Annotated in this window: 23 protein-coding genes; all 23 read left to right on the forward strand. The window is 45.8% G+C overall.

Going from position 1 to position 24,827, the window contains the following annotated elements:
• Positions 1-174: 174 nt before the first annotated feature.
• Entirely contained in the window at positions 175-2,637 is a 2,463-nt protein-coding gene (gene spoIIE, locus BK127_RS35635; RefSeq protein WP_256711597.1) for a stage II sporulation protein E, read from the forward strand.
• A gap of 236 nt (positions 2,638-2,873) precedes the next feature.
• Positions 2,874-3,650, forward strand: a complete 777-nt coding sequence (locus tag BK127_RS35640; RefSeq protein WP_076237326.1) for a vWA domain-containing protein — start codon at positions 2,874-2,876, stop codon at positions 3,648-3,650.
• Entirely contained in the window at positions 3,634-4,545 is a 912-nt protein-coding gene (locus tag BK127_RS35645) for a protein kinase domain-containing protein (RefSeq protein ID WP_076237328.1), read from the forward strand. The genes BK127_RS35640 and BK127_RS35645 overlap by 17 nt, the downstream gene beginning before the upstream one ends.
• Before the next feature lie 27 nt (positions 4,546-4,572).
• A complete protein-coding gene (gene tilS / locus BK127_RS35650) occupies positions 4,573-5,994 on the forward strand; it encodes a tRNA lysidine(34) synthetase TilS (RefSeq protein ID WP_076237330.1) in 1,422 nt (473 codons plus the stop codon).
• 25 nt (positions 5,995-6,019) lie between these two features.
• Positions 6,020-6,559 carry a hypoxanthine phosphoribosyltransferase gene (gene hpt, locus BK127_RS35655; RefSeq protein ID WP_076237333.1) on the forward strand — a complete coding sequence of 180 codons (540 nt, stop codon included), beginning with the start codon at positions 6,020-6,022 and terminating at the stop codon, positions 6,557-6,559.
• A gap of 68 nt (positions 6,560-6,627) precedes the next feature.
• Entirely contained in the window at positions 6,628-8,568 is a 1,941-nt protein-coding gene (gene ftsH / locus BK127_RS35660) for an ATP-dependent zinc metalloprotease FtsH (RefSeq protein WP_076237335.1), read from the forward strand.
• A 271-nt stretch (positions 8,569-8,839) separates the two neighbouring features.
• Complete coding sequence (nadA, locus tag BK127_RS35665; RefSeq protein ID WP_076237336.1) at positions 8,840-9,778, forward strand: quinolinate synthase NadA; 939 nt, start codon at positions 8,840-8,842, stop codon at positions 9,776-9,778.
• Positions 9,779-9,817: 39 nt separating this feature from the next.
• Positions 9,818-11,431 (forward strand): L-aspartate oxidase, encoded by a 1,614-nt coding sequence (nadB, locus tag BK127_RS35670; RefSeq protein WP_076237338.1) that lies wholly within the window; start codon positions 9,818-9,820, stop codon positions 11,429-11,431.
• The gene (gene nadC / locus BK127_RS35675) at positions 11,421-12,293 is read left to right on the forward strand and encodes a carboxylating nicotinate-nucleotide diphosphorylase (RefSeq protein WP_372237404.1); all 873 of its coding nucleotides are present in this window, start codon (positions 11,421-11,423) and stop codon (positions 12,291-12,293) included. Before nadB ends, nadC begins: the two co-directional genes overlap by 11 nt.
• Positions 12,290-13,054 (forward strand): type III pantothenate kinase, encoded by a 765-nt coding sequence (locus BK127_RS35680; RefSeq protein WP_076237339.1) that lies wholly within the window; start codon positions 12,290-12,292, stop codon positions 13,052-13,054. The genes nadC and BK127_RS35680 overlap by 4 nt, the downstream gene beginning before the upstream one ends.
• Before the next feature lie 45 nt (positions 13,055-13,099).
• On the forward strand, positions 13,100-13,969 hold the full coding sequence (hslO, locus tag BK127_RS35685; protein WP_076237341.1) for an Hsp33 family molecular chaperone HslO: 870 nt from the start codon (positions 13,100-13,102) through the stop codon (positions 13,967-13,969).
• 222 nt (positions 13,970-14,191) lie between these two features.
• Entirely contained in the window at positions 14,192-15,109 is a 918-nt protein-coding gene (locus tag BK127_RS35690) for a peptidylprolyl isomerase (RefSeq protein ID WP_256711596.1), read from the forward strand.
• A gap of 104 nt (positions 15,110-15,213) precedes the next feature.
• Positions 15,214-16,152, forward strand: a complete 939-nt coding sequence (gene cysK, locus BK127_RS35695; protein WP_076237346.1) for a cysteine synthase A — start codon at positions 15,214-15,216, stop codon at positions 16,150-16,152.
• Between the two features lie 107 nt (positions 16,153-16,259).
• Positions 16,260-17,807: an anthranilate synthase component I family protein gene (locus BK127_RS35700; protein ID WP_076237349.1), complete on the forward strand. Its 1,548-nt coding sequence runs from the start codon at positions 16,260-16,262 to the stop codon at positions 17,805-17,807.
• Positions 17,808-17,823: 16 nt separating this feature from the next.
• Positions 17,824-18,405, forward strand: coding sequence for an aminodeoxychorismate/anthranilate synthase component II (gene pabA, locus BK127_RS35705; protein WP_076237352.1), 582 nt, complete (start codon positions 17,824-17,826; stop codon positions 18,403-18,405).
• A complete protein-coding gene (pabC, locus tag BK127_RS35710) occupies positions 18,402-19,280 on the forward strand; it encodes an aminodeoxychorismate lyase (protein WP_076237355.1) in 879 nt (292 codons plus the stop codon). The genes pabA and pabC overlap by 4 nt, the downstream gene beginning before the upstream one ends.
• A 12-nt stretch (positions 19,281-19,292) precedes the next feature.
• Positions 19,293-20,153 carry a dihydropteroate synthase gene (folP, locus tag BK127_RS35715; RefSeq protein WP_076237357.1) on the forward strand — a complete coding sequence of 287 codons (861 nt, stop codon included), beginning with the start codon at positions 19,293-19,295 and terminating at the stop codon, positions 20,151-20,153.
• Positions 20,146-20,508: a dihydroneopterin aldolase gene (folB, locus tag BK127_RS35720; protein ID WP_076237360.1), complete on the forward strand. Its 363-nt coding sequence runs from the start codon at positions 20,146-20,148 to the stop codon at positions 20,506-20,508. Before folP ends, folB begins: the two co-directional genes overlap by 8 nt.
• A gap of 4 nt (positions 20,509-20,512) precedes the next feature.
• Positions 20,513-21,019, forward strand: coding sequence for a 2-amino-4-hydroxy-6-hydroxymethyldihydropteridine diphosphokinase (gene folK, locus BK127_RS35725; protein ID WP_076237363.1), 507 nt, complete (start codon positions 20,513-20,515; stop codon positions 21,017-21,019).
• Positions 21,001-21,210, forward strand: a complete 210-nt coding sequence (locus tag BK127_RS35730) for a helix-turn-helix domain-containing protein (RefSeq protein ID WP_076237366.1) — start codon at positions 21,001-21,003, stop codon at positions 21,208-21,210. The genes folK and BK127_RS35730 overlap by 19 nt, the downstream gene beginning before the upstream one ends.
• Positions 21,211-21,235: 25 nt before the next feature.
• Positions 21,236-22,252, forward strand: a complete 1,017-nt coding sequence (dusB, locus tag BK127_RS35735; RefSeq protein ID WP_076237369.1) for a tRNA dihydrouridine synthase DusB — start codon at positions 21,236-21,238, stop codon at positions 22,250-22,252.
• 181 nt (positions 22,253-22,433) lie between these two features.
• Positions 22,434-22,910 (forward strand): transcription elongation factor GreA, encoded by a 477-nt coding sequence (gene greA / locus BK127_RS35740; protein WP_076237372.1) that lies wholly within the window; start codon positions 22,434-22,436, stop codon positions 22,908-22,910.
• A gap of 106 nt (positions 22,911-23,016) precedes the next feature.
• The gene (gene lysS / locus BK127_RS35745) at positions 23,017-24,513 is read left to right on the forward strand and encodes a lysine--tRNA ligase (protein WP_076237374.1); all 1,497 of its coding nucleotides are present in this window, start codon (positions 23,017-23,019) and stop codon (positions 24,511-24,513) included.
• Positions 24,514-24,827 lie beyond the last annotated feature (314 nt).

The raw sequence follows: 24,827 nt of genomic DNA on the forward strand, positions 1-24,827 counted from the left end.
TGTTAAAGGGAAGCTGTCATACAGACGGCTTCTTTTTTGTCGGAAAAAATTTTTAGTCTACCAACTGATTGTGACAAACTTTACAATAGACTCTCGATATACTAGAAAACACTAATCAAATATGGGTGGTGTTGGCCAAGTATGTTGAAAAGTTTAGGATGGACTCAAACAGGAATGGAACGAAACCGCTGGTTTCAAAAGACAAAACACAATGTGGTCGGCAGGTTTGCGGACAATCGATGGGTGCAATCAATAGCAGCACGAAAAGGCTCAATCCTCATACTGGGTATGGCCTTCCTGCTTGGACGAGCGATGATTCTTGATCAGCTGGCTCCGTTTGCCGTTGCATTTTTTGCTGTGATCTATTTTTTGCGCAAGGAATTGTTAGTAGGAACCGCACTTTTCTTGATTGGAGGAAGCTTGTTCTCGCAGGCGCCGGGGCATACCGGATATATGGTAGTAGCGATGCTGGTGGTACTTCTTATACAAAAAGGTATAGAGCGCTTTCAACGCTCTGACATTTCATATGCACCATTGATTGTTTTTACAGCTACCTTTTTCGTTCAGCTTTTTGCCGTATTGGCTGCTGGCAGGCTTACCTGGTATACCTTGACGATAACGGGTGTCGAATCGGTATTGAGCTTGATCCTGACGCATATCTTTTTGCAGGCAGTTCCCGTCTTTACGCTTACGCGCAAGCATTACAGCTTGAAGCATGAGGAAATTATATGTTTGATTATATTGCTCGCTTCCGTTATGACAGGTACAGTAGGCTGGTTGATCGGACCGGTTACTATGGAGCATGTACTGTCCCGTTATTTGATTCTACTGTTTGCATTGGTCGGAGGTGCGCCACTGGGGGCTTCGGTCGGAGTTATTACAGGGCTGATTTTGAGCCTGGCGAATTCATCGGCCATTTACCAGATGAGTCTGCTCGCTTTTGCAGGAATGCTGGCTGGACTGCTGAAGGAGGGACAGCGGATGGCGGTGTCTCTGGGCATGCTGCTCGGCTCTTCGATTCTATCCATCTATATCGGGAATCAGTCCGAAATATTGAATTCGACTTGGGAGTCGCTGGCTGCTGTGCTGCTGTTCCTGTTGACGCCTCGCGGGGTGCTTCTGCTGCTTGCCAAATATGTGCCGGGTACGCAGGAAAATATGAAGTCACAACATGATTATGCCAAAAGAGTACGAGATATTACTGCTGATCGTGTGGAAAAATTCTCGGAGGTATTTCGTCAGCTGTCCCGGAGCTTTAGACAAATTACAGCGGAAACAGAACCTATGAAAAGGGAGGAAGAGATTGGTCATTTTATGAATTCCGTTGCGAACCGCAGCTGCGCCTCCTGCTGGAAGCGGGATCAGTGCTGGGACGAGAAATTTTATCAGACCTATAAGTTTATGACGGAAATGATGACAGAGGTGGAGCTTGGTCATGGGCTCAAACGTAAGGACATGCAGCCACAGTGGAAAAAGCTGTGTGTAAAGCCGGATCAGGTTGCCGAGGTCATGCAGCAGCAATACAAGCTGTATCAGAACGATCAGCATTGGAAAAAGCAGATTGTGGACAGCCGGCATTTGGTAGCCGAGCAGCTATTTGGTGTCTCCCAGGTCATGGAGGACCTGGCCAATGAGATCAAGCGCGAGGGGCAGGAGTTGTTCGTACAGGAGGAGCAGATTCGCAGCGCTTTGGAGGAGCTTGGACTCTCCATTCATAGTATCGATATTATTAGTCTGGACGAGGGCAATGTCGAAATCGAGATTATTCACCAATACACCAAAGGTTTTGATGAATGTCGAAAAATCATCGGCCCCTTGCTATCAGAAATATTGGAAGAACACATTACGGTTAAAAATGAGCAGATGCTGGAGCGTAAGGAGGGCTACAGCACGGTGGTTTTTGGATCGGCGAAGGAATATGAGATTGAAACCGGTGTCGCCGCTGCTGCCAAGGGCGGAGATGTACTGTCTGGCGACAGCTTTAGCACGATTGAACTGGGTAATGGCAAATTCGCAGTCGCTTTAAGTGACGGAATGGGCAATGGGGAACGGGCAAGAGCCGAGAGCAGCACCGCACTTACGATTTTACAGCAGCTATTACAGTCTGGTATGGATGAACGATTGGCTATTAAATCTGTTAATTCTGTCCTGATGCTTCGATCCTCGGATGAGATGTATGCAACCGTTGATGTGGCGTTGATTGATCTTTATGACGCCCATACGACATTCCTGAAGATTGGATCTGTACCCAGCTTTGTCAAGCGAGGCAGTGAGGTCATACCGATCACGGCCAATAACTTGCCTGTCGGGATTGTACATGAGATCGATGTAGATCTGATCAGTCTGCCGTTATATCCAGGGGATATCCTTGTGATGATGACCGATGGGATCTATGACGCACCCGGACATGCAGTGAATAAAGAATTGTGGATGAAGCGAGTGCTGTCGGAAATTGATACCGAATCACCACAGGAATTTGCCGATATTTTACTGGAGCGGATTGTTCGTTATCACTACGGGGAGATTTACGATGATATGACGGTTGTAGTAGCACGTGTGGAAAAGTACAAGCCGGAGTGGGCAACCTTCAGTTGGCCCGGGCTGCAGCGCATTGAGCGTCCAAAGGTGGTGAGCTAGGGCTATCGTTTCCCTCCATATTTGCATAAATGTTGCCTCGAATAGGATTCCTTCTTTCAACTTTCATAATGAAATAAGGAATATAGCTGCGTAGAAGAGAATCGTAGGGTATATGCCGACGATTCTTTTTTTGTGAATGTGAAGGCAGGCCTGTTTCAACATCCTGTCGTTGAGTTTAAGAAACTTGCAAACTGGAAAAACTAAACCTATTAATTGCAATAATAGGAGGTTAACCTGTGAAACAGATTCTTTTAATAACCGACGGCTGCTCGAATGTAGGTATTAGTCCTGTTATAGCGGCTGCGCAGGCCAAGGCTGAAGGTATAGTGGTAAATGTCATCGGATTGCTCAATGAACATGAGATTGATGAGATGGGGGCGGATGAAATCCAGGAGATCGCTCGTGCCGGAGGGGGGACCAGTCGAATTGTAACACTAGCCAAGCTGTCGCAAACGGTTCAAATGATGACCCGAAAGACGGTTGCACACACCATCCAGCAAATCGTAGGCAAGGAGCTGCAGCATATTTTGGGGGATGCCAAGCTGGAAAGCCTTCCTTTGGATCAACGCGCACAGGTTGTACAGGTAATGGATGATTTAGGCGAAACGGCATCTATAAAGGTTGCGTTGCTCATTGATACAAGTGCCAGTATGAAGCAGAAGCTGTCAGCGGTCAAAGAGGCTATCTACGATTTACAGCTAAGCCTGCAGGCACGTACAGGCAGCAGCGAAACGGCTGTATTCCACTTTCCAGGGGCAGGTGCTCATCAAGAAGAGGCACAAATGGATCTGGATTGGACACGTGACCTTGCAAATTTAAACCGTTTGTTTTATAAATTAAACATGAGAGGTACGACTCCGACGGGTCCCGCTCTTCTGAAAGTTACCGAGTTTATCATAGGCGCTCCCACTGCCGATATATATGAAAATGGGAATTCTCGCCAGAAGGACACATTCGTGACTGGAAACGCGCCAATAGGCAAGGATGGGATATTGAGTGACTACATCGTTTGATCAAATTATACAATCCGATACCGTCCTGACGGGCAAATGGAATAAGGCTGTTTATCAGGTTGAACGTTTGCTGGGTGAGGGGGCCAATGGCAAGGTATATCTAGTTAAGCGCGGTAAGCGTCAATATGCACTCAAGCTAGGGTTGGATGCGGCAGATCTTCAATCCGAGGTGAACGCTTTGAAGGTGCTGTCGAAATCAAATACATCCTTTCAAAATTATTTGTTGGATGTCGATGATTTTCATTACCAGGGTGCAGACTATCCGTTCTATGTGATGCGTTATATCAAGGGGCAAACGATTTCCGATTTTATTAGGCACAATGGTCGTGATTGGATGGGTCTGATTGGTTTGAATATATTGCGCAAGCTGGTCGAGCTGCACGAGCGGGGTTACGTGTTTGGAGATATTAAAGTGCAAAACATGCTCGTGTGCGGCTATGGAGATGTCGAATTGATCGATTTTGGCGGAGTCACGGCAAAAGGACGATCGGTGAAGCAATTTACAGAAGTGTACGACCGTGGCTATTGGGGGGCCGGAACACGTTCCGCAGATGAAGGCTATGATATGTTTGCTTTTGCCGTTCTCCTCATAAGCAGCACGGAGACAGAGCAGAGAATGCATGGGATTGATAAGCTGCTGCCGCAAAATCGCAATGTTCAAATGCTGATTGATTTACTGAAGACCAATCCGATATTGGAACCTTGTATACCTGTACTGCAAAAAGCACTGCTAGGGCATTACACAAGCTCCAGTCAGGTATTGGCAGCATGGCGGCGGTTGAAATTCCATAAGCGCTTACCTGCTTCCTCTGCTAATCGGGAGTCATGGCTGAAATTGGGGTTTACGGTCTCTCTGTTGTTCTTCGGATTAGTCGTATACTTTTACTGGACATAGCTGGCACTAAGCCGGAAGGAGGGGGATATGGATCTAGCAGTCGATTTGGCAGCAAGAGTGGAATTTTTAATCAAGTCAGAGCGGTTATTGGTGGAAGGGGAATGCATGGTTGTAGCGGTATCGGGGGGACCGGATTCCGTAGCACTGCTGCATCTCCTTTTTACAATGTCGGAACGGTGGAATTGGCGGCTGGTCCTTGCGCACGTAAATCACGGGTTTCGCAAAGAGGAGTCGGAGCAGGAGGCTCAGTATGTGGCAAGTCTGGCGGATAAGCTTGGCCTGCCTTGTGAAGTGGCGAACTTCGATCTCCCGCAATATATTCGGGAAACAGGGAAGAATCCGCAGGTTGCGGCACGTGAGCTGCGCTATCGGTTTTTATTTGAAATCGCACACCGTTATGAAGCTGCGCGTATTGTACTTGGTCATCACGCTGATGATCAGGCGGAGACGATGTTGATGAGGATGCTTCGAGGAACGGGGCCGGCAGGACTTACAGGCATCCCAATTCGTCGCTTAGAAAAAGATGTGGAACTTGTACGCCCCTTGCTTCGTATATATAAATCAGAGCTATTGAGCTATTGTCATCAGCAGCGGCTTGCTTTCTATGTAGACAGTAGTAACATGGATACTAAATATTTCCGTAATGAAGTTCGCCTTGGCTTGCTTCCGCAGCTTCGTAATTACAACGATCAACTGCCGCAAGCGTTGAACCGACTATCTGTTATGATGACAGCTGAGCATGATTTCATGCATTTGCAGACCATGTCAGCTTTTGCGGAGGGGGTTAACCAGGAAAGTGATTTCTGCGAATGGTCAAGAAAATGGTTTGAAGGGCTTCATCTTGCTTTACAAAGACGTTTGATTAAACTAATATTAAATTGTCTTCTTGGTGACGCAGATTCCATAGATTTCCTAAAGCTTGAGCAAATGCGGGACGCTATTCTCGGGGACCTATCTAACCTGAGCCTACATATAGGAGGCAGCTTGGTTTTAACAAGGGAATACGATCGGATTTATGTGCATAATGATGGGGTACCACCTGCATCCTACAGCTATACGTGGGAGCAGGACATCGATAGCCTGACGATTGGAGAAACAGGAGTCAAGCTGGCATGCAGCTGGATGGAGCGTAATACGGTGGATGAGCATTGGGTTGTACCTGTTCATGATCGTAATACCGCCTGGTTTGATGCAGAGCAGCTGCAGTTTCCCTTGCAGGTTAGAAATCGCAAGGATGGAGACCGAATGAGTCTGCTTGGACTGAACGGGTCCAAAAAGGTAAAGGATATCTTCATCGATACCAAACTACCGCCTAGCTTAAGATTGCAGGTGCCGGTTGTCGTGGACGCTCAGGAGCGCATCGTGTGGCTTCCGGGGGTTCGTAGATCGTCGCATGCCTTGATTACAGGGCATACACGTTTGATGATTTGTATAAGTGCTATCATTTAATTTTATTTCAGTAGGAGGTTCTCTGTTGCAAAACGACATTCTCGAAGTACTTTACAGCGAACAAGACATTCAAGAGAAAGTTAAGGAGATGGGGGAGCTATTAAGCCGTGATTTTGAAGGGCGCAATCCGCTTGTCATCTGTGTATTAAAGGGCGCGTTTATTTTCATGTCGGATTTGGTGAAGCGAATGACAGTTCCATTGGAAATTGATTTTATGGCGGTATCCAGCTATGGACAGTCAACGAAGTCGTCAGGGGTTGTCAAGATTGTGAAGGATTTGGATGTTCCCGTTGAGGGAAGGCATATCCTCATTGTGGAAGACATCATTGACAGTGGACTTACACTCAGCTATCTCATAGATGTTCTCGAACGTCGCAATGCGTTATCGATTACGGTCGCAGCCTTATTTGACAAACCAGCGCGTAGAACGACCGATTTGGAAGCAGACTATAAAGGATTCAGCATACCGGATGCATTCGTAGTCGGGTACGGATTGGACTATGCGGAAAAGTATCGCAATCTGCCGTATGTCGGGATTTTAAAGCCGGAAGTTTACTCACATTAGCATTTCTTGTTATGCCCAGACTTGCTGTGGTACAATAAACAAAGTTGCCGTTTGAGAGGAGGTAAGGGATGAACCGAATTATACGCAATACAGGGTTTTATTTGCTCATTTTTTTGGTCACCGTCGGTATCGTTCACTTTATTAGCACACAGAATGAACAGAAAGACGTTATTAGTTACGATAAGCTCCGACAGGCCTTAGTAGAGAAAAATGTGGATTCGGTCAATGTCAAATTTGACGGATATACATACTTGGTTCGTGGGAAATATAAAAATGCGCCCTTGCCGGATAAGAAAAATTTCGAGACTCGTGCGCCCTTTGACCAAGAAGTAATCCAGATGTTTGAAAAGGCTGAGGTTCCGAACATCACGATTGAGAAAATGGAAGGTGACAATGTTTGGATTAGCTTCCTTACCTCCATTATTCCGTTCGTCATTATTTTCATCCTGTTCTTCTTTTTACTGAATAACGCGCAGGGTGGCGGCGGTAAAGTCATGAATTTTGGAAAAAGCCGCGCCAGACTATATAACGAAGAGAAGAAGCGCGTTACCTTTGAAGATGTCGCGGGGGCAGATGAAGAGAAGCAAGAGCTGGTCGAGGTTGTAGAGTTTTTGAAGGATCCTCGTAAGTTCGCTGCTGTAGGCGCAAGAATTCCTAAGGGTGTATTGCTTAATGGACCTCCGGGGACAGGGAAAACCTTGCTTGCACGGGCTGTAGCTGGTGAAGCTGGTGTTCCGTTCTTCAGCATAAGCGGCTCGGATTTTGTTGAAATGTTCGTAGGTGTTGGGGCATCGCGTGTACGCGATTTGTTCGAGAATGCCAAGAAGAACGCACCATGTATTATTTTTATCGATGAGATCGATGCTGTAGGTCGTCAGCGTGGCGCAGGTTTAGGCGGCGGACATGACGAGCGTGAGCAGACATTGAACCAATTGCTTGTAGAAATGGATGGTTTCGGAGCTAACGAAGGCATTATTATTGTCGCCGCTACGAACAGACCTGATATTCTCGATCCGGCATTACTGCGTCCAGGACGCTTTGACCGTCAAATTACGGTTGACCGCCCAGATGTCAAAGGCCGTGAAGAAGTATTAAAAGTTCATGCTCGCAATAAGCCATTAAATAAAGATGTTAAGCTGGAATCGATTGCGCGTTATACGACCGGATTTACAGGCGCTGATCTGGAGAACCTGTTGAATGAAGCTGCGTTAATCGCCGCCAGACGTAACCGTAAAGATATTTCTATGGGTGAGCTGGACGAAGCTTTTGATCGTGTGGTTGTAGGTACCCAGAAGAAGAATCGTGTTATTAGTGAACGCGAGAAACGTATGGTCGCTTTTCATGAAGCCGGACATACGATTGTCGGATATCATATTGAAAACGCCGATATGGTCCATAAGGTAACAATCATCCCAAGAGGTCGCGCAGGCGGCTATGTGATGATGCTTCCTAAAGAAGGCGAAGACAAGATGATGAATACCAAAACCGAGCTGCTTGACAAGGTAACTGGATTGTTGGCAGGCCGTGTGGCGGAAGAGTTGTTCATCGGACAAATCGGTACAGGTGCCTATAGTGACTTCCAACGTGCGACTGGCATCGTTCGTAAAATGATTATGGAGTATGGTATGAGCGATAAGCTTGGACCGATGCAGTTTGGCAATGTACAGGGGCAAGTATTCCTGGGTCGTGATTTCGGACATGAGCAAAACTACAGTGATGCCATTGCTTACGAAATCGATCAGGAAATGCAAACCATTATCCGCAGCTGCTACGCGAAAGCGAAGGAAACATTGGAGAAATATGCGGATCAAGTACGACTCATTGCTGAGACATTATTGGTAAAAGAGATTCTGGAAAAGGATGAAATTATTCAACTCATCGATAACGGCAGTCTTGATGATGCTTCCGATGTGAGAATTAATATCCAAGGCCAGGAAACAACATCAGAAGCCAATAAGCTTGATTTTGATAAACATCCAATTGAAGAAGATCCGAATAAAGAATCTTAATTTACTGCATTATACAAGCCGGCGGCATATTCATTGCTGTCGGCTTTGTTATTGCTAACGAGTCAAAAAAACAAGAACTGGACTCAAGCGGGTGGTATACGGAACCTGCTGACGGATGTGCGAATAATTAGTTCATTTTGCATCTATTTAAGCATTGACACAGCCTGTGATGTTGTGTAAATTAGGTGTAAATCTTTAAACTTTATGTGAACATTTTCACATACTAATATCATTAAACCAATTGCAGCTCAAGAGAAAGGGAGGGTTTCTTATGGAAGCACTGGCATTGGAACGAAAAGAAGATCAAAAGCGCGAGTTAAAAGAACGAATCCTTCAGTTAAAGAAGGAACGTAATGCTATCATATTGGCTCATTATTATCAAAGAGATGAGATTCAGGAAGTTGCTGATTTTCGTGGTGATTCCTTTCTTTTGGCGCAGAAAGCAGCTACTACCGATGCTGACGTCATTGTATTTTGTGGTGTACATTTCATGGGGGAAAGTGCAAAGATACTGGCTCCCACCAAAACCGTGCTGATTCCCGATGAACGGGCTGGCTGTCCGATGGCAGACATGGTTAATGTAGACGGTCTTCGTGCACTTAAGAAACAGCATCCAAATGCGAAAGTTGTTGCTTATATCAATACGTCGGCTGATGTTAAATCAGAAACCGATATATGCTGTACATCGGCAAATGCCATTAAAGTGATCGAGTCGGTAGATTCCGATGAAATTATTTGGGTCCCAGACAAAAACCTGGGTGACTATGTTTCCAAATTTACGGACAAAAAAATGATTATTTGGGAAGGTTACTGCAACACCCATGACATGCTGACCGTTAAAGATGTAGAAGAGATGAGAGCGCAGTACCCCAATGCCAAATTTGTCGTGCACCCGGAGTGTCGTCCTGAAGTGGTTAAGCTTGGGGATTTTGTGGGAAGTACTACAGCCATTATCAAATATTGCAAGGAATCAGAGCATCAAGAATTTATAGTAGGTACTGAGGATGGAACCGGGTTTCAATTAAGAGTGGACAGCCCAGACAAAAAGTTTCATTTTGCTACCAAATACCTGGTTTGCCCTAATATGAAAGTGAACAACTTGAAAAAGGTGGTACGTTGTCTGGAAACAATGCAGCCGCAAATTTATGTACCGCCGCATATTGCCGATCAAGCCAGAGCATCCTTGGAGCGCATGCTGCTAGTGAAGTAGCATGCGCTACTCTCTTTGTAGAAGAAAGTGAGCGTACTCATGATACCACGTTATTTAGTAGACTTTGATATCAGCAAGCTGCCTCAAGTTCATACCGATGTTATGGTGATCGGCGCTGGAATCGCCGGTCTTTTTACCGCTATCAAAGCAAGTGAAAAATATAGTGTGCTGATGGTAACGAAAAAATCGCTGCTCGATAGCAACACACGTTATGCTCAAGGTGGAATCGCCGCGGTTATAGCCGATGATGATTCGCCGGATTATCATCTACACGATACTTTGGTAGCTGGAGCAGGGCTGTGCTCTCATGAGGCTGTTGATGTACTGGTGCATGAAGGGCCGGCAGGCGTCAGGGATTTGATCAAGATGGGTACGCAGTTCGATCTGGAGGATGGAGCGTTTGCACTGACCAGAGAAGGAGCTCATAGTCACCGCCGTATTTTACATGCCCACGGGGATGCAACAGGAGCTGAAATCGTGAGATCCTTATCAGAGAAAACGAAGTTGGATCCGAATATTGAGGTTTGGGATGATCATTTTGTTATAGATTTGATAACCGAAAACGGGGAATGTCTCGGTGCGCTGGTGCAAAAGCCGAGTGGTCAAAAGGTTTTTGTCAAAGCCAACGCAACGATTCTATGTACAGGCGGAGCGGGACAATTATTTCGGTACACTACCAATCCCGATATTGCTACAGGTGATGGGATCGCAATTGCTTACCGTGCAGGAGCACTTATTCAGGATGTTGAATTCATACAATTTCACCCGACAGCACTTTGTTATCCAGGAGCACCACGTTTTCTGATTTCCGAGGCTGTTCGTGGTGAAGGCGCTATCTTGCGCAATATTACAGGTGAACGATTTATGGAGAAATACCATCCACAGCTGGAGCTGGCGCCACGTGATGTCGTGGCAAGGGCTATCGTGAATGAGATGGAGCTGACGAGATCTACATTTGTTTATATCGATTTTACGCATGAGTCGGAAGAAACGGTGAAGCATCGTTTTCCAACCATATATGAGTTTTGTCTGAACTATGGTTTGGATTTGTCTTCGGACTGGGTCCCTGTTGCACCTGCAGCGCATTATATGATGGGCGGTGTGAAAACGGATCTTTACGGTGAAACCAAGGTGGCTCGCTTGTTTGCTTGTGGTGAAGTGTCGTCAACCGGGGTTCACGGGGCTAATCGTTTAGCCAGTAATTCACTATCTGAGGCGATTGTGTTCGGTCGGAGAATTTTGGAGCGTATTGACCAATTGTCTCCTTTGACTGCGAATCCATCTGTTCAGCAAGTAACGTCTCGTAATGAACACGCCAAACAGCCAATAGTTGAAAAGAAGCTAAAGCTGCAAAAAATTATGCTGCGTTATGCAGGACTAAAGCGTGAAGCCAAAGGGCTGGAGAAAGGCTATGAAGAACTGCGTCGCCAGCTATCCATCTTTGAATCTTGTTTGAACAAGCGCGAGGATTATGAGTTTGCCAATATGCTGACATGTGCGCTATTAACAACTGAGGCTGCTTTGATTAGGAAAGAAAGCCGCGGGGGACACTACAGGGATGATTTTCCGGAGAAGGACGATCTAAACTGGAGGAAGCATACGATATTCAGTCGGGAAGACGGGATTACGGAGGAGAAGATTGATGATGTTTGAGCTGCAGATGGATATTGTAAAGAAAAACCTTCAGCTGTGGCTGGAGGAAGATATTGGCATGGGTGATGTCACAACCATGACAACCATTCCCAAGGATCATCAATCTAAAGGTATTATACATGTCAAGGAGTCTGGAATTATCGCTGGATTGCCGATCGCAGCAGCTGTGTTTGCGCTTGTTGATCCCGAGCTTCGTTTTGTAGCGAAGGTTGAGGAAGGACAGGCTGTGGACAAGGGCTGTGTATTGGCTGAGGTGACAGGCAATACCCGACATATTTTACTGGGTGAAAGGCTCGCTCTTAATCTGATGCAGCGTTTGTCGGGCATAGCTACCCGTACCAAGCAGTTTGTCGATGCTCTGCAAGGTTTGCCAGTCAGACTCGTGGATACTCGTAAAACAACTCCAGGTCATCGGCTGTTAGAAAAATATGCAGTGCGGGTCGGAGGCGGACATAATCACCGTTTTGGTCTGTATGATGCGGTTATGATCAAGGATAACCACATTAAAGGATCAGGGGGCATAACAGAAGCAATCCGTGCTGCTCGTGCTCAGATTCCTCATACAATGAAAATCGAGGTAGAAGTTGAGAGCAAAGAGCAATTGGAAGAGGCTTTACTAGCGCAGCCTGATATCATCATGCTGGACAATATGACAACAGATCAAATGCGAGAGGCCGTTATACGCATGAAATCAGCAGCACCGCATATTCTGATAGAAGCATCAGGATCCGTCAATTTGGATACAGTCGGTGCCATAGCGCAAACTGGTGTTGATGTGATTTCGGTAGGTCGATTGACGTATTCGGTACAGTCGCTCGATATCAGTCTGGATCTGAACGCGCAAAAAGGGGTGCAAGCATGATTTTAGTGATTGACGTCGGTAATACGAATATCGTATTAGGTCTTTATGACGGAAAAAACTTGCTTCATGACTGGCGACTCAGCACTAATCGTGCTTCAACGGCTGATGAGTATGGAATGACGATGTATAATTTGTTCCAGCATGCCGGAATTAAGTTGGATCAGGTGGAGGGCGTCATTATTTCTTCGGTTGTGCCGCCTTTAATGTTTGTATTGGAGCAATTGTGTTTAAAATATGTTAAGAAAGCACCTCTGATTGTGGGTCCTGGTGTAAAGACAGGCTTAAATATTCGTTACGAAAACCCTCGCGAGGTAGGTGCAGACCGGATTGTCAATGCTGTTGCGGCTATTGAGATGTATGGTTCTCCCGTTATTGTTGTTGATTTCGGAACAGCAACGACCTTTGACTACATAGATGAGGCTGGACAATATATTGGTGGAGCGGTTGCGCCTGGTATTGGGATCTCTACGGAAGCCTTATATCAGCGAGCAGCCAAGCTGCCGAGAATAGAGTTGGTTAAGCCCAAAAGCGTTGTGGGACGCAATACGGTAGCCTCTATGCAAGCAGGCATCATTTTCGGTTTTGCCGGGCAGGTTGATGGAATCGTTGATCGTATTCGCGATGAATTTGGGACGAACCCCAAAGTTGTTGCAACCGGTGGGCTGGCTGAATTGATTTCCAAGGAGTCGCGTACCATTGAAACGACCAACCAATTATTGACCCTGCAAGGTCTGAGAATTATTTATGAACGCAACCAATAACTACAGCGATTATATACAATTACTTCAACACAGAAAGGGTAAGCGATGCAGGATCAATTGATTAGAGCTACAGCGATGGACGGAAAGGTCAGGGCGTTTGCTGTTCGTGCCACTGGGATTGTGGAAGAATTAGGCAAGCGGCATGCGATGTCGCCCACAGCCATGGCCGCTTTAGGACGGACGGTGTCAGCAGGCCTGATTATGGGAGCCATGCTTAAAGGTGATGAGCAGCTGACCATTATTGTGAAAGGCGGAGGGCCAATTGGTCAAGTTGTGGTAGATGCAAATGCCAATGGTGATGTTCGAGGTTATGTGGACAATCCTCAAGTGGATTTGCCGTTGAATCAGGTGGGCAAGTTGGACGTTTCCGGCGCTGTCGGTACGGAAGGTTTTTTGAATATCATTAAGGATTTGGGACTTAAGGAGCCTTACCGGGGAAGTATTCCATTAATATCAGGAGAGTTGGCCGAAGATTTTACTTACTATTTTGCCAAGTCTGAACAAACGCCATCCGCAGTAGCTCTTGGTGTGCTGGTAGATGTTGACTACTCGGTTATAGCTGCTGGTGGTTTTGTTATTCAACTGCTGCCAGGCTTGAGTGATGATGATATTTCCTTGATCGAGCTACAGCTTTCTCGCATTGAACCAATCACAACCCTATTAAGCCAGGGAATGGATCTTGAGGATATTTTGCATCGAATTCTTCCAGAGGTGCAGGTGCTTGGAGTAATGGATGTCAGGTTCCGCTGCAAATGCTCCAGAGAGAGGGTCGAGCAGACCTTGATTTCACTGGGACGTGAAGAGCTTGAATTGATGCTTCAGGAGGATGGGCAAGCGGAAGTTTCATGTCATTATTGTAATGAAGCCTATCTGTTTAATCGGGAAAATCTTGAAGGTCTTATCCAGGAGCTATAACCAGAAGTTTGAGCAAACGTTAGTTATAGAGGTTGTTGTTCAAAAAGTCCCCTTTTGATCAGGAAGATGTACACGTCGCTTACTCGTGATTGCATCCTGCATTCAGGCTCGAAAACTTTGACTGCTCGGAGCAGAAAAGCCGACTTTTTGAACACGTACTTTATAGAAGAAATAGCTCAATCTACGGAGAGTGACCATACGAGGGGACTAGGAATGCGAAACATGAAGATATTGTGGGGAGTCAATGCACTGTTGCTGCTTGTCGTTGTCATCCTTTCCTCCGTAATATTTGCCGAATTGTTTAAGAAGCCTCCAACTACAATGAAGCCTGACCCGTCGGATCCCCGTGGGCGCGTGATCGCCAAACTGGGTGACAAAACGATTACAAGTGAGGATTTGAATCAGCAGTTATTGCAAAAACACGGTCGGGAATTGTTAGATCAAATGGTGGACCATGAAGTCGTTCGTATGGAAGGAAACGCGGAGGGCGTGACCGTCACCGAAGACGAGATAACAAAAGAATTAAAACGTATGCAGCAAGGGTATGATAGTGAAACGCAGTTTTATGAATCTATGCAAGAGCAGTTAGGTTTTACACCAGAATCACTAAGAACCGATTTGTTTAATAAATTGTTGCTGGAGAAGTTAGCGACCAAATCGATCACCATCACAGATGAGCAGGTTGATTCTTATATCAAGGCACACCCTGATGAATTTATTTCGCCCGTTCAGCTACGGCTTCAACAGATTGTTGTCGGCAGCAAGGAGCAAACGGATAAGGTAGCGGCAGATCTGAACAAAGGTATGGATTTTGCACAAGTGGCCAAGAACCGTTCGCTTGATGATTCAACACGCAACAAAGGTGGCGATCTGGGCTGGCTGGATGAGAATGATCCGTTTATGGCCCCCTCCATTATGAGCGCTGCCAAGAAGCTTAAAGTGGGTGAAGTCAGCAAACCGGTTCTTTTCAACGATAACTTTTATATCCTCAAGCTGAAGGAACTGAAGGAAGATTCCAAAGCCAAAAAGGATGAACTCAAGGAAATAGTAAGGAAAGAGATGGCACTACGAGAAGCACCACCTTTAAAAGATGTAATGCTCAAGCTTCGCGAGAGATGGAAGGTTAGCATTACATTTTAATCCAATTGGATATTGACAACCTCAGCACAGGTTGATAAGATAAGAACAGAATACCAACCAAAAAACTCGGATATTATTTATAACGATTCTAGGAGGAACTCGGCATGGCGAAATTAGTTCAAAGTATTACGGATTTAATTGGTGGCACTCCCTTGGTTAAATTAAATCGTGTTGTACCTGAAGGTAGTGCAGAGATCTATGTAAAGCTGGAATATCAAAATCCGGGAGCTAGTGTTAAGGACCGTATCGCGATCAGTATGATTGAGGTTGCTGAGAAAGAAGGCAAAATCAAACCTGGTGATACGATTATCGAGCCTACAAGTGGCAATACCGGAATTGGATTAGCTATGGTTGCTGCAGCAAAAGGGTATAAGGCTATTCTTGTTATGCCAGAAACAATGAGCTTGGAGCGCCGTAATTTGCTTCGCGCTTATGGGGCACAGCTGGTGCTGACACCTGGGGCTGAGGGAATGAAGGGTGCAATTAAACGTGCGGAAGATCTTCAAGCCGAGAACCCGTCTTATTTTATTCCTCAACAATTTAACAACCCTGCCAATGTTAAGGTTCACACGGAAACGACAGGTCCTGAAATCGTGGAAGCTATTAATTCCCATGATGGCAAACTTGACGCTTTCATCTCAGGTATCGGTACAGGCGGAACGATTACAGGTGCAGGTGGCGTATTAAAAGAAAACTTCCCTAATATCAAGATTTATGCGGTTGAGCCAAGTGCGTCTCCTATTTTGTCTGGAGGTAAACCAGGTCCGCACAAAATTCAAGGAATCGGAGCCGGTTTTGTTCCGCAAATTTTAAATACGAATATTTATGACGAAGTCATTCAGGTTGATAACGAGGAAGCTTTTGAAACCTCCCGTCGTGTTGCCAAAGAGGAAGGTATTCTTGGTGGTATTTCTTCTGGAGCAGCTATTTTTGCAGCATTGAAAGTTGCCAAAGAACTCGGTCCTGGTAAGCGCGTAGTTGCCATTCTTCCGAGTAATGGTGAGAGATACTTAAGTACACCTTTGTATCAGTTCGAAGAGTAGTAGCATCGATAGAGCCCTTCAGTTCCTTGAGGGGCTTTTTTTCGTTGGGAATATACAGTATACTAAATCCTAACTTATATGACTACGTAGATAAAGGGGGGAAGCAGGTGTTTGTAACAACCTATAAGCAATGGAACGAATGGGCTGAGCATTACACGATGCTTCCTTATGTACAATCGTTTCCTTTGGAGAATGACCGTATACTTTCATGGGAGTATGCTTGGAAGGAAGCAAATCCGGGTTCTTTTGTATTGGAGAGCGGAAAAGGCGGACGCTACACGTTTCTTGGTCTTCAGCCAATTTCGGAAATTCGGGGGAAACACGATCACGCGATCACTAAGGATACAGATGGATCTGTCGTTGAACTGCATGGGTCTCCACTGGAGCTGGTTCATCGATGGATGATGCCATTCCTCTCCCCTGTCGTCGACGAGGCACCGAAGTTTCTGGGTGGTTGTGTTGGTTTTTGGGGATATGATGTGGTCCGTTCACTTGAGAAGCTTCCTGAGACGTCTGTGGACGATTTGGACATTCCCGACTATGCTTTTGTCCGATTTGATCAGGTATGGATCATCGACCACGAGAAACGGGAGCTGTATTGCTCATCTTCTCATAAGTGGATCCCATCTGCGAGCAGCCCTGACGAACTAGAGCAGCTTTACAGCCAGGCGGCATCAGATACGTATCGGATGAAAGAAATATGGGACCGGATATCTGCAATCAATAGTGAGGACGATACACTGCGCACTAGAGACATGATGCTGAAGCAAATGGACAATGATCAGCTTCGTATTGATGTTGAGTCTATTGAAGGCATTAAGGCAGATTTCCCACGGGAAGCTTATATCCATGCCGTCAATGCAATCAAGGATTACATTAGTGCGGGGGATGTGTTTCAAGTTAATTTGTCCGTCCGTCAACATAAGCAGCTCACTCAAAGTCCTGAGGAGATTTATGAATGGCTGCGAGTAATCAATCCGTCACCTTATATGGCTATGATGCGATTTGACGATTTTCAGCTCGTATCGGGCTCGCCAGAGCTTCTGGTGCAGTTGGAAAGTGGTGTGGTCAGAGCACGTCCGATTGCAGGCACAAGACCTCGCGGCAAAAACGCTGAGGAGGATCGTAAGCTGGCAGACGAGTTGATTCATCATGAAAAAGAGCGGGCCGAGCATATTATGCTGGTTGACCTGGAACGCAACGATCTGGGTCGCATTTCGACTTATGGAACAGTGAAGGTCAAGGATTTTATGGTCATTGAATATTACTCTCATGTGATGCACATTGTATCTCAGGTTGAGGGGCAATTAGCGGAAGGCAACGGGGCCTTTGAGGTTATTGCTGCCAAATTTCCCGGGGGAACGATTACGGGTGCTCCCAAAATTCGCACCATGCAAATTATTGAAGAATTGGAGCCTGTCCGCCGCGGTCCTTACACGGGCTCGATCGGATGGATTGACTATAATGGAAATATGGAATTCAACATTGTGATCCGTACCCTGGTTGTTGTGGATGGTATAGGCTATGTACAAGCAGGTGCAGGCATTGTCATTGATTCGATCCCAGAGAAAGAATATATGGAATCGATCAACAAAGCGAAGGCGTTATGGAAAGCAATACAATATAGTGAAGTAAACGTTCAAAATCCGGTGTGAAGGTGAGGGGAATACGATGATTCTAGTAATTGATAACTACGATTCGTTTACGTATAATTTGGTGCAATATTTGGGTGAGCTTGGCGAGCAGGTTGAGGTGCGCCGTAATGATGAGATTGATCTGGATGGTATCGAGGCGTTGAAGCCGGATCATATTTTAATTTCTCCAGGCCCTTGTACGCCGAACGAAGCAGGTATTAGTCTGGCCTTAATCGATCGCTTCAAAGGTGAAATTCCAATTTTGGGTGTATGCCTGGGGCACCAGTCGATTGGACAAGTATTCGGAGGCGATGTTATTCGTGCCGAGCGGTTGATGCATGGCAAAACCTCTCCGATTATTCATGACGGTAAAACCTTGTTTAAAGGCTTACCTTCGCCCTTTACGGCTACTCGTTATCATTCCTTAATCGTAAAAAGAGAAACGTTGCCGGATTGTCTGGAAATTAGCGCAGAAACAGCCGAAGGAGAAATTATGGGATTGCGGCATAAGGAGTATCCAATCGAGGGTGTACAGTTCCATCCGGAATCCATAATTACTGATCATGGATTGCAAATACTGAAAAACTTTTTGCAGGAAACGGGAGTTAAGCAAGCGTGAAGATCTATATCAACGGTCGTGTGACGAATGAAGAAGAGGCCATGGTATCGGTCTACGACCATGGTTTTTTATACGGTATCGGATTGTTTGAAACGTTCCGCACTTATGAGGGTCAGCCCTTTTTGCTGGAAAAGCATCGGACACGCCTGCAGGCTGGCTGTGAACAATTAGCGATTGCTTATCAAGCCGAAGCTGGGCGATGGGATCAAATCGTTCATAGTCTGTTGGAAGCTAATGGGCTGAAGGATGCTTATATAAGATTCACAGTAACAGCCGGACAGGAAGCATTGGGTTTACCCATGGGCTCTTACGCAGAACCTTCTGTAATTGTCTACATCAAGCCGCTTCCTCCACACAATGAACAGCAGGACCGTTACGGGAAATCGCTGCAGCTCCTGCAGCTGCTAAGAAACACGCCCGAAGGTCCTGTACGTCTCAAGTCCTTGCATTTTATGAATAACATCTTGGCCAAGCGTGAGCTTCAGCAGTATCCTTGGGCTGACGGGGCTGAGGGTCTTCTTGCGAATGGACAAGGGCGTATAGCGGAAGGGATTGTCAGCAACGTATTTTTTGCGAAGCACGGACGTTTGTACACGCCATCCTTGGCAACCGGGATATTACCGGGAATTACGCGTGCTTTTGTAATCAGTCTGGCTGAAGCGGCTGGGGTATCCGTAGAGGAAGGTTTGTATGATTGGAACACTATGCGTGAAGCGGATGAAGTATTCATTACGAATTCTATCCAGGAGATCGTACCGATTACGAAGCTGTTTGATCCTACAGGACAGCAAACAATGGTGAGTAACGGAATGATTGGCGACATGACTGGGCGTCTGCTGCAGATATATAGACAGCGCACAATAGCGGTAATATAAAGGATGAATAAGATGGAACTATCACATAAACGAGGTATTGAGGTCGATTGCCGTGGAGTCATACTGGATTTGCGCAATCGAACGGCGATTATGGGGATTTTAAATGTGACCCCGGATTCGTTCAGCGATGGAGGCTTGTACGTTGGCGTGCAAGCAGCGGTAGAGCAGGCAAAGCGGATGGTTGATGCAGGCGCCGATATGATTGATATTGGTGGAGAATCAACCCGTCCGGGTTCAGCTATAGTAACCCTTGAGCAAGAGCTGCAGCGAGTTATTCCTGTTGTAGAGGCGCTGATAGAAGCCGGCATCACGGTTCCTTTATCCGTAGACACCTACAAAGCAGAGGTTGCCCGGGAAGCTCTCGCAGCGGGTGCGCATGTTTTGAATGATATTTGGGGCTTGAAAAGAGAACCGGAAATGGCTCAATTAGCGGCACAATACGGATGCCCTATTGTGATTATGCATAATCGGAATGAAGCTGTGTATGATGATTACATTCCTGATGTTATTGAAGACTTGCTGCAGAGTATTCGCTTGGCGCATGCTTCTGGTATTCGGGACTCACAGATCATACTCGATCCGGGCATCGGCTTTGCCAAAACATACGAGCAGAATTTACAGCTGATGAATGAGCTGCATCGAATTGTCGCTATTGGTTATCCTGTTTTACTAGGGACTTCAAGAAAAAGCATGATTACTCGAACGCTGGGGCTTCCCCCGAATGATGTACAAGAAGGAACCGCGGCTACAGTCTGCATGGGGATTCATCAGGGCTGCTCGATCATTAGAGTCCATGATGTATTGGAAATGAAACGTGTCGCATTGATGATGGATACGATGCTAAATCATAAGGGAGGAACAAGCATTGGATAAAATCATCATGACGGGTTTGCAATTTTATGGCTATCACGGTGTGTTTCCAGAAGAGAACAAGCTCGGTCAACGCTATCAGGTGGATGTCGAGCTGATGCTGCCGCTTGATAAGCCTGGTCGAAGTGACCGTGTTGAGGATACTGTGAATTACGCTGAAGCTTATGAGGTCATTCGCAATATCGTTGAAGGACAGGTATTTAAGCTCATTGAAGCGCTGGCAGAGGAAATTGCGGCTGTACTGCTGCAAACGTACGCGAGTATCTTTGAAGTGACTGTACGAGTACTGAAGCCGCATCCGCCAGTGAAAATGTTTTTTGATGGTGTCAAGGTTGAAATTCACAGAAAGCGGGTATAACTTTATGGGCTCTCAGCTGCCATGTTGTGCATACCTTGCACTTGGCTCTAATATGGGTGATCGGGAACGGTATCTGGAAGATGCCATTCAATGCCTCGATAATCACGAACATATTTACGTCTCCGGACGTTCACACATATATGAAACCGAGCCTGTTGGTTATGTGGATCAGGATGCTTTTTTGAATATGGTAATTGAGGTAGAAACTCGACTATCGGCACAGGAGCTATTTGCTGTTATGCTAAGTATAGAAAATAAGCTCGGTCGTATAAGAGAGATTCGTTTCGGACCACGAACGATCGATTTGGATTTATTGCTGTATGATGATCTTCGACAGGAAGATCCGCAGCTCATATTGCCGCACCCGCGAATGACAGAGCGGGCGTTTGTATTGGTACCCCTGGTCGAGGTTATGCAGCAGAGACACTCCAGGCAAGCGGGTGAGTGGGCTGGGCAGTTGGATCAGGTGGATGGGAAGGAGGGTGTCAGAGTATGGAATCCTATGCAATAGCACAACGCATTCGCGCGTTTCGTAAGCTGAAGGGCTTTACACAGACGGAACTGGCTGATCAATTGGATGTATCGATTGCTGTTCTGGGAGCTATTGAAAGAGGAACACGAAGCCCAGACGCACAGATTATTAGTAAAATATCCGAAGTACTCGGGATTGACCCGGAAGAGCTTTTTCCAACTGCAAAATAAGCAAGAATTGAAAGGAGGTACTATAATGTTGAAAATAGGAAATGTCGTCGCACCCAACCAAGTCGTATTAGCACCTATGGCAGGGGTCTGCAATCCGGCTTTTCGGCTGATCGCCAAGGAATTCGGCTGCGGGTTGGTATGTGCCGAAATGGTAAGTGACAAAGCCATTATTCATGGTAATCATCGTACGATGGATATGCTGTTTGTAGATGATCGTGAAAAGCCACTTAGTCTGCAAATTTTTGGTGGAGATACAGAAACGCTGGTGGAAGCGGCAAAACACGTGGATCGTCATACGAATGCCGATATTATTGACATCAACATGGGCTGTCCCGTTCCCAAGATAACGAAGTGTGAGGCCGGAGCCCGTTGGCTGCTCGATCCATCGAGAATTGAAGAGATGATCACAACCGTCGTGAAGGCCGTTAGTAAGCCGGTTACAGTGAAGATGCGGATCGGTTGGGACGATGAGCATATATATGCGGTGCAAAATGCCAAAGCTGTCGAAAATGGCGGTGGTTCTGCTGTATCTGTACATGGTCGGACACGTGTACAAATGTATACGGGACACGCCAATTGGGATATCATCCGAGAAGTTAAGCAGGCGGTGTCGATTCCTGTCATCGGGAATGGCGATGTGACAACACCTGAGGATGCCAAGCGAATGCTGGATGAAACTGGTGTCGATGGTGTTATGATCGGGCGTGCTGCGCTCGGTAATCCGTGGATGCTGTACCGGACCATTCAATACTTGACCAAGGGAGAGCTGCCTCCAGAGCCGACAGGTCAGGAAAAAATTCGCATTGCGATTTTGCATATGGATCGATTGGTAGCACTCAAAGGTGAGCATGTTGCCGTTAAGGAAATGCGTAAGCATCTGGCCTGGTATCTGAAAGGTTTACCGGGTGGAGCACGGGTGAAGGACATCGTTATGGAGACTACCAAGCGAGATATCATGGCTGGCGTGCTGGAGGAATTTGTTGCTTCATTGGACAATACCGATTCCCAGGATGGAATGCCGATTATGCGACAATTGGTCTAAAAGTTGTAGGTTTGGCTTAGATTGACATTTGTATAGGCTTGCAATATAATCAGTCAATAGTCATCCTCATGAGATATTAGTCATTAAGATTAAGATGGTCAACATATGATTAACAGTGAATTCATACTCCATGAATACGCTCATAATACGGGAATTTTTCACATGAAAGGGGATCGTTACCGTGGCCGAGAAAGAAGTCATCCTCACGCAGGAAGGTTTAAAAAAGCTAGAAGACGAACTGGAGCACTTGAAATCGGTCAAACGCCGTGAAGTGGCGGAACGGATCAAAGTGGCAATTGGATACGGCGATATCAGTGAGAATTCTGAGTATGAGGATGCCAAGAATGAACAGGCTTTTATTGAAGGCAGAGTCATTACTTTAGAAAAAATGCTGCGTAACGCACGTATTATTAATAACGCTGATGTGAACACAGATACGGTCAGTGTCGGAGCCATTGTAACGCTGAAGGATTTGGAATTTGGCGAAACCGTTGAGTATAATATTGTGGGTACAGCAGAGGCTGATCCATTCAACAATAAAATTTCCAATGAAAGTCCTGTAGGTAAGGCTATTCTCGGCAAACCCAAAGGAACTAAAGTGGATATTAATGTTCCCGCAGGCACGATTCAGTACGAAATCATTGATATTAAGAAGTAAGATGTGGAAAGCAAGTTGAAATCGATACGGTTTTATACAAGTAAAAAGCTTCCTCTGGAAGCTTTTTTAATGTAAGAAGAATGATGGATAAGGGGCTGGAAGCACGATGTCAGAAGAACAAGAGTTTAATGAATTACTGCAAATACGGCGTAACAAGCTGGATGAACTGCGGGGCCTGGGTGTTGACCCGTTTGGTCAAAAGTATGATGTTACCCATCACGCAGGCGAATTACTGCAAGCCTATGACAATTTAACTCATGAAGAATTGGATGCACAACCCATAGAGGTTAGTCTAGCAGGACGTATTATGCAAAAGCGCGGCATGGGTAAGGCAGGTTTTGCCCATATTCAGGATATTTCCGGTAAAATTCAATTGTATGTACGTCAAGATGCACTGGATGCTGTACAGTACCAGGCCTTTAATTTACTCGATATCGGAGATATCATCGGCGTACAAGGGACTGTATTTAAAACCAAAACAGGTGAGCTCTCCGTCAAAGTGAACAATGTCGTCGTGCTTTCCAAATCGTTATTGCCGCTTCCGGACAAGTTCCATGGCTTAAAGGATGTGGAACTTCGTTACCGTCAGCGTTATGTGGATTTGATTATGAATCAGGAAGTTCAGGCTACCTTTATTCAGCGTTCGAAAATAATTCAGTCTATGCGCAGATATTTGGATTCCCACGGATATTTGGAAGTGGAAACGCCGACCTTGCACTCGATAGCAGGTGGCGCGGCTGCGCGCCCTTTTAATACGCATCATAATGCGTTGGACATGCAGCTTCATTTGCGTATCGCCATTGAGCTTCATCTGAAACGTTTGATTGTTGGCGGTATGGAAAAGGTGTACGAGATTGGACGTGTATACCGTAATGAAGGGACTTCGACTCGCCATAATCCAGAATTTACGATGATTGAGCTCTATGAAGCGTATGCCGATTATTTGGACATCATGAAGCTGACTGAGACTTTGATTGCACATATTGCTCAGGAAGTGCTGGGTTCAACCAAGATTCAGTATCAAGGACAGGAAATTGACCTGACTCCGGAATGGAGACGCGTTTCCATGGTTGATGCGATTAAAGAGGTTGTTGGCGTTGACTTTAGCAAGCATATGACTGATGCGGAAGCACACCAATTGGCTAAGGAGCATAAGGTTCATGCTGAACCGACAATGACATTTGGTCATATTGTGAATCAATTCTTTGAAGCGTTTGTAGAAGAAACTTTGATTCAGCCTACTTTTGTGTATGGCCATCCTGTCGCGATTTCTCCTTTAGCCAAAAAGAATGCTCAGGACCCGCGGTTTACTGATCGATTTGAGCTGTTTATTGTGGCACGTGAGCATGCGAATGCATTTACTGAGTTAAATGACCCTATAGATCAACGTGAACGTTTTGAATCGCAATTGATTGAGCGTGAGCAAGGCAATGATGAGGCACATGAGATGGATGAAGACTTCCTACGCGCGCTGGAGTATGGAATGCCACCTACAGGCGGACTTGGTATCGGAATTGATCGACTTGTCATGCTGCTCACAGATTCCCCATCGATTAGGGATGTCTTATTATTTCCTTCGATGCGCGAACGCCAAGGCGAATAAGCTTCTTTGATATAAAATGATTACGACGCATCTCCTTTTGGGAGGTGCGTTTTTACATTTTTTTTGATTAGTTGGGCATACTGAGATAGCTGAAAAATAGTTGTTGCAATTTTCTTGTCGATTTGTTATATTACTTTTTGTCGCTTCGAGGGCAAGCTTTTCTGGTCATGGTGAGAAACATATAATGATAAAAAAAGTACTTGCAATGAAGCTGGCGAATGTGTTATATTGATCAGGTCGCTTTTGACGGAATGTCGAAAATGATCGAAAAGAATTGTCCTTTGAAAACTGAATCAACGAGTGAGTAAATAGCA

This window comes from Paenibacillus sp. FSL H7-0331 (genome assembly GCF_001956045.1).

Bases quoted from the DNA above. Each gene is read 5' to 3' on its own strand.
- cysK (WP_076237346.1), top strand. From the start codon at position 15,214: ATGGCGAAATTAGTTCAAAGTATTACGGATTTAATTGGTGGCACTCCC.
- nadA (WP_076237336.1), top strand. From the start codon at position 8,840: ATGGAAGCACTGGCATTGGAACGAAAAGAAGATCAAAAGCGCGAGTTA.
- ftsH (WP_076237335.1), top strand. From the start codon at position 6,628: ATGAACCGAATTATACGCAATACAGGGTTTTATTTGCTCATTTTTTTG.
- BK127_RS35730 (WP_076237366.1), top strand. From the start codon at position 21,001: ATGGAATCCTATGCAATAGCACAACGCATTCGCGCGTTTCGTAAGCTG.
- hslO (WP_076237341.1), top strand. From the start codon at position 13,100: ATGCAGGATCAATTGATTAGAGCTACAGCGATGGACGGAAAGGTCAGG.
- pabA (WP_076237352.1), top strand. From the start codon at position 17,824: ATGATTCTAGTAATTGATAACTACGATTCGTTTACGTATAATTTGGTG.
- nadB (WP_076237338.1), top strand. From the start codon at position 9,818: ATGATACCACGTTATTTAGTAGACTTTGATATCAGCAAGCTGCCTCAA.
- folK (WP_076237363.1), top strand. From the start codon at position 20,513: ATGGGCTCTCAGCTGCCATGTTGTGCATACCTTGCACTTGGCTCTAAT.
- spoIIE (WP_256711597.1), top strand. From the start codon at position 175: ATGGAACGAAACCGCTGGTTTCAAAAGACAAAACACAATGTGGTCGGC.
- nadC (WP_372237404.1), top strand. From the start codon at position 11,421: ATGATGTTTGAGCTGCAGATGGATATTGTAAAGAAAAACCTTCAGCTG.
- folP (WP_076237357.1), top strand. From the start codon at position 19,293: ATGGAACTATCACATAAACGAGGTATTGAGGTCGATTGCCGTGGAGTC.
- BK127_RS35690 (WP_256711596.1), top strand. From the start codon at position 14,192: ATGAAGATATTGTGGGGAGTCAATGCACTGTTGCTGCTTGTCGTTGTC.
- BK127_RS35680 (WP_076237339.1), top strand. From the start codon at position 12,290: ATGATTTTAGTGATTGACGTCGGTAATACGAATATCGTATTAGGTCTT.
- tilS (WP_076237330.1), top strand. From the start codon at position 4,573: ATGGATCTAGCAGTCGATTTGGCAGCAAGAGTGGAATTTTTAATCAAG.
- lysS (WP_076237374.1), top strand. From the start codon at position 23,017: ATGTCAGAAGAACAAGAGTTTAATGAATTACTGCAAATACGGCGTAAC.
- dusB (WP_076237369.1), top strand. From the start codon at position 21,236: ATGTTGAAAATAGGAAATGTCGTCGCACCCAACCAAGTCGTATTAGCA.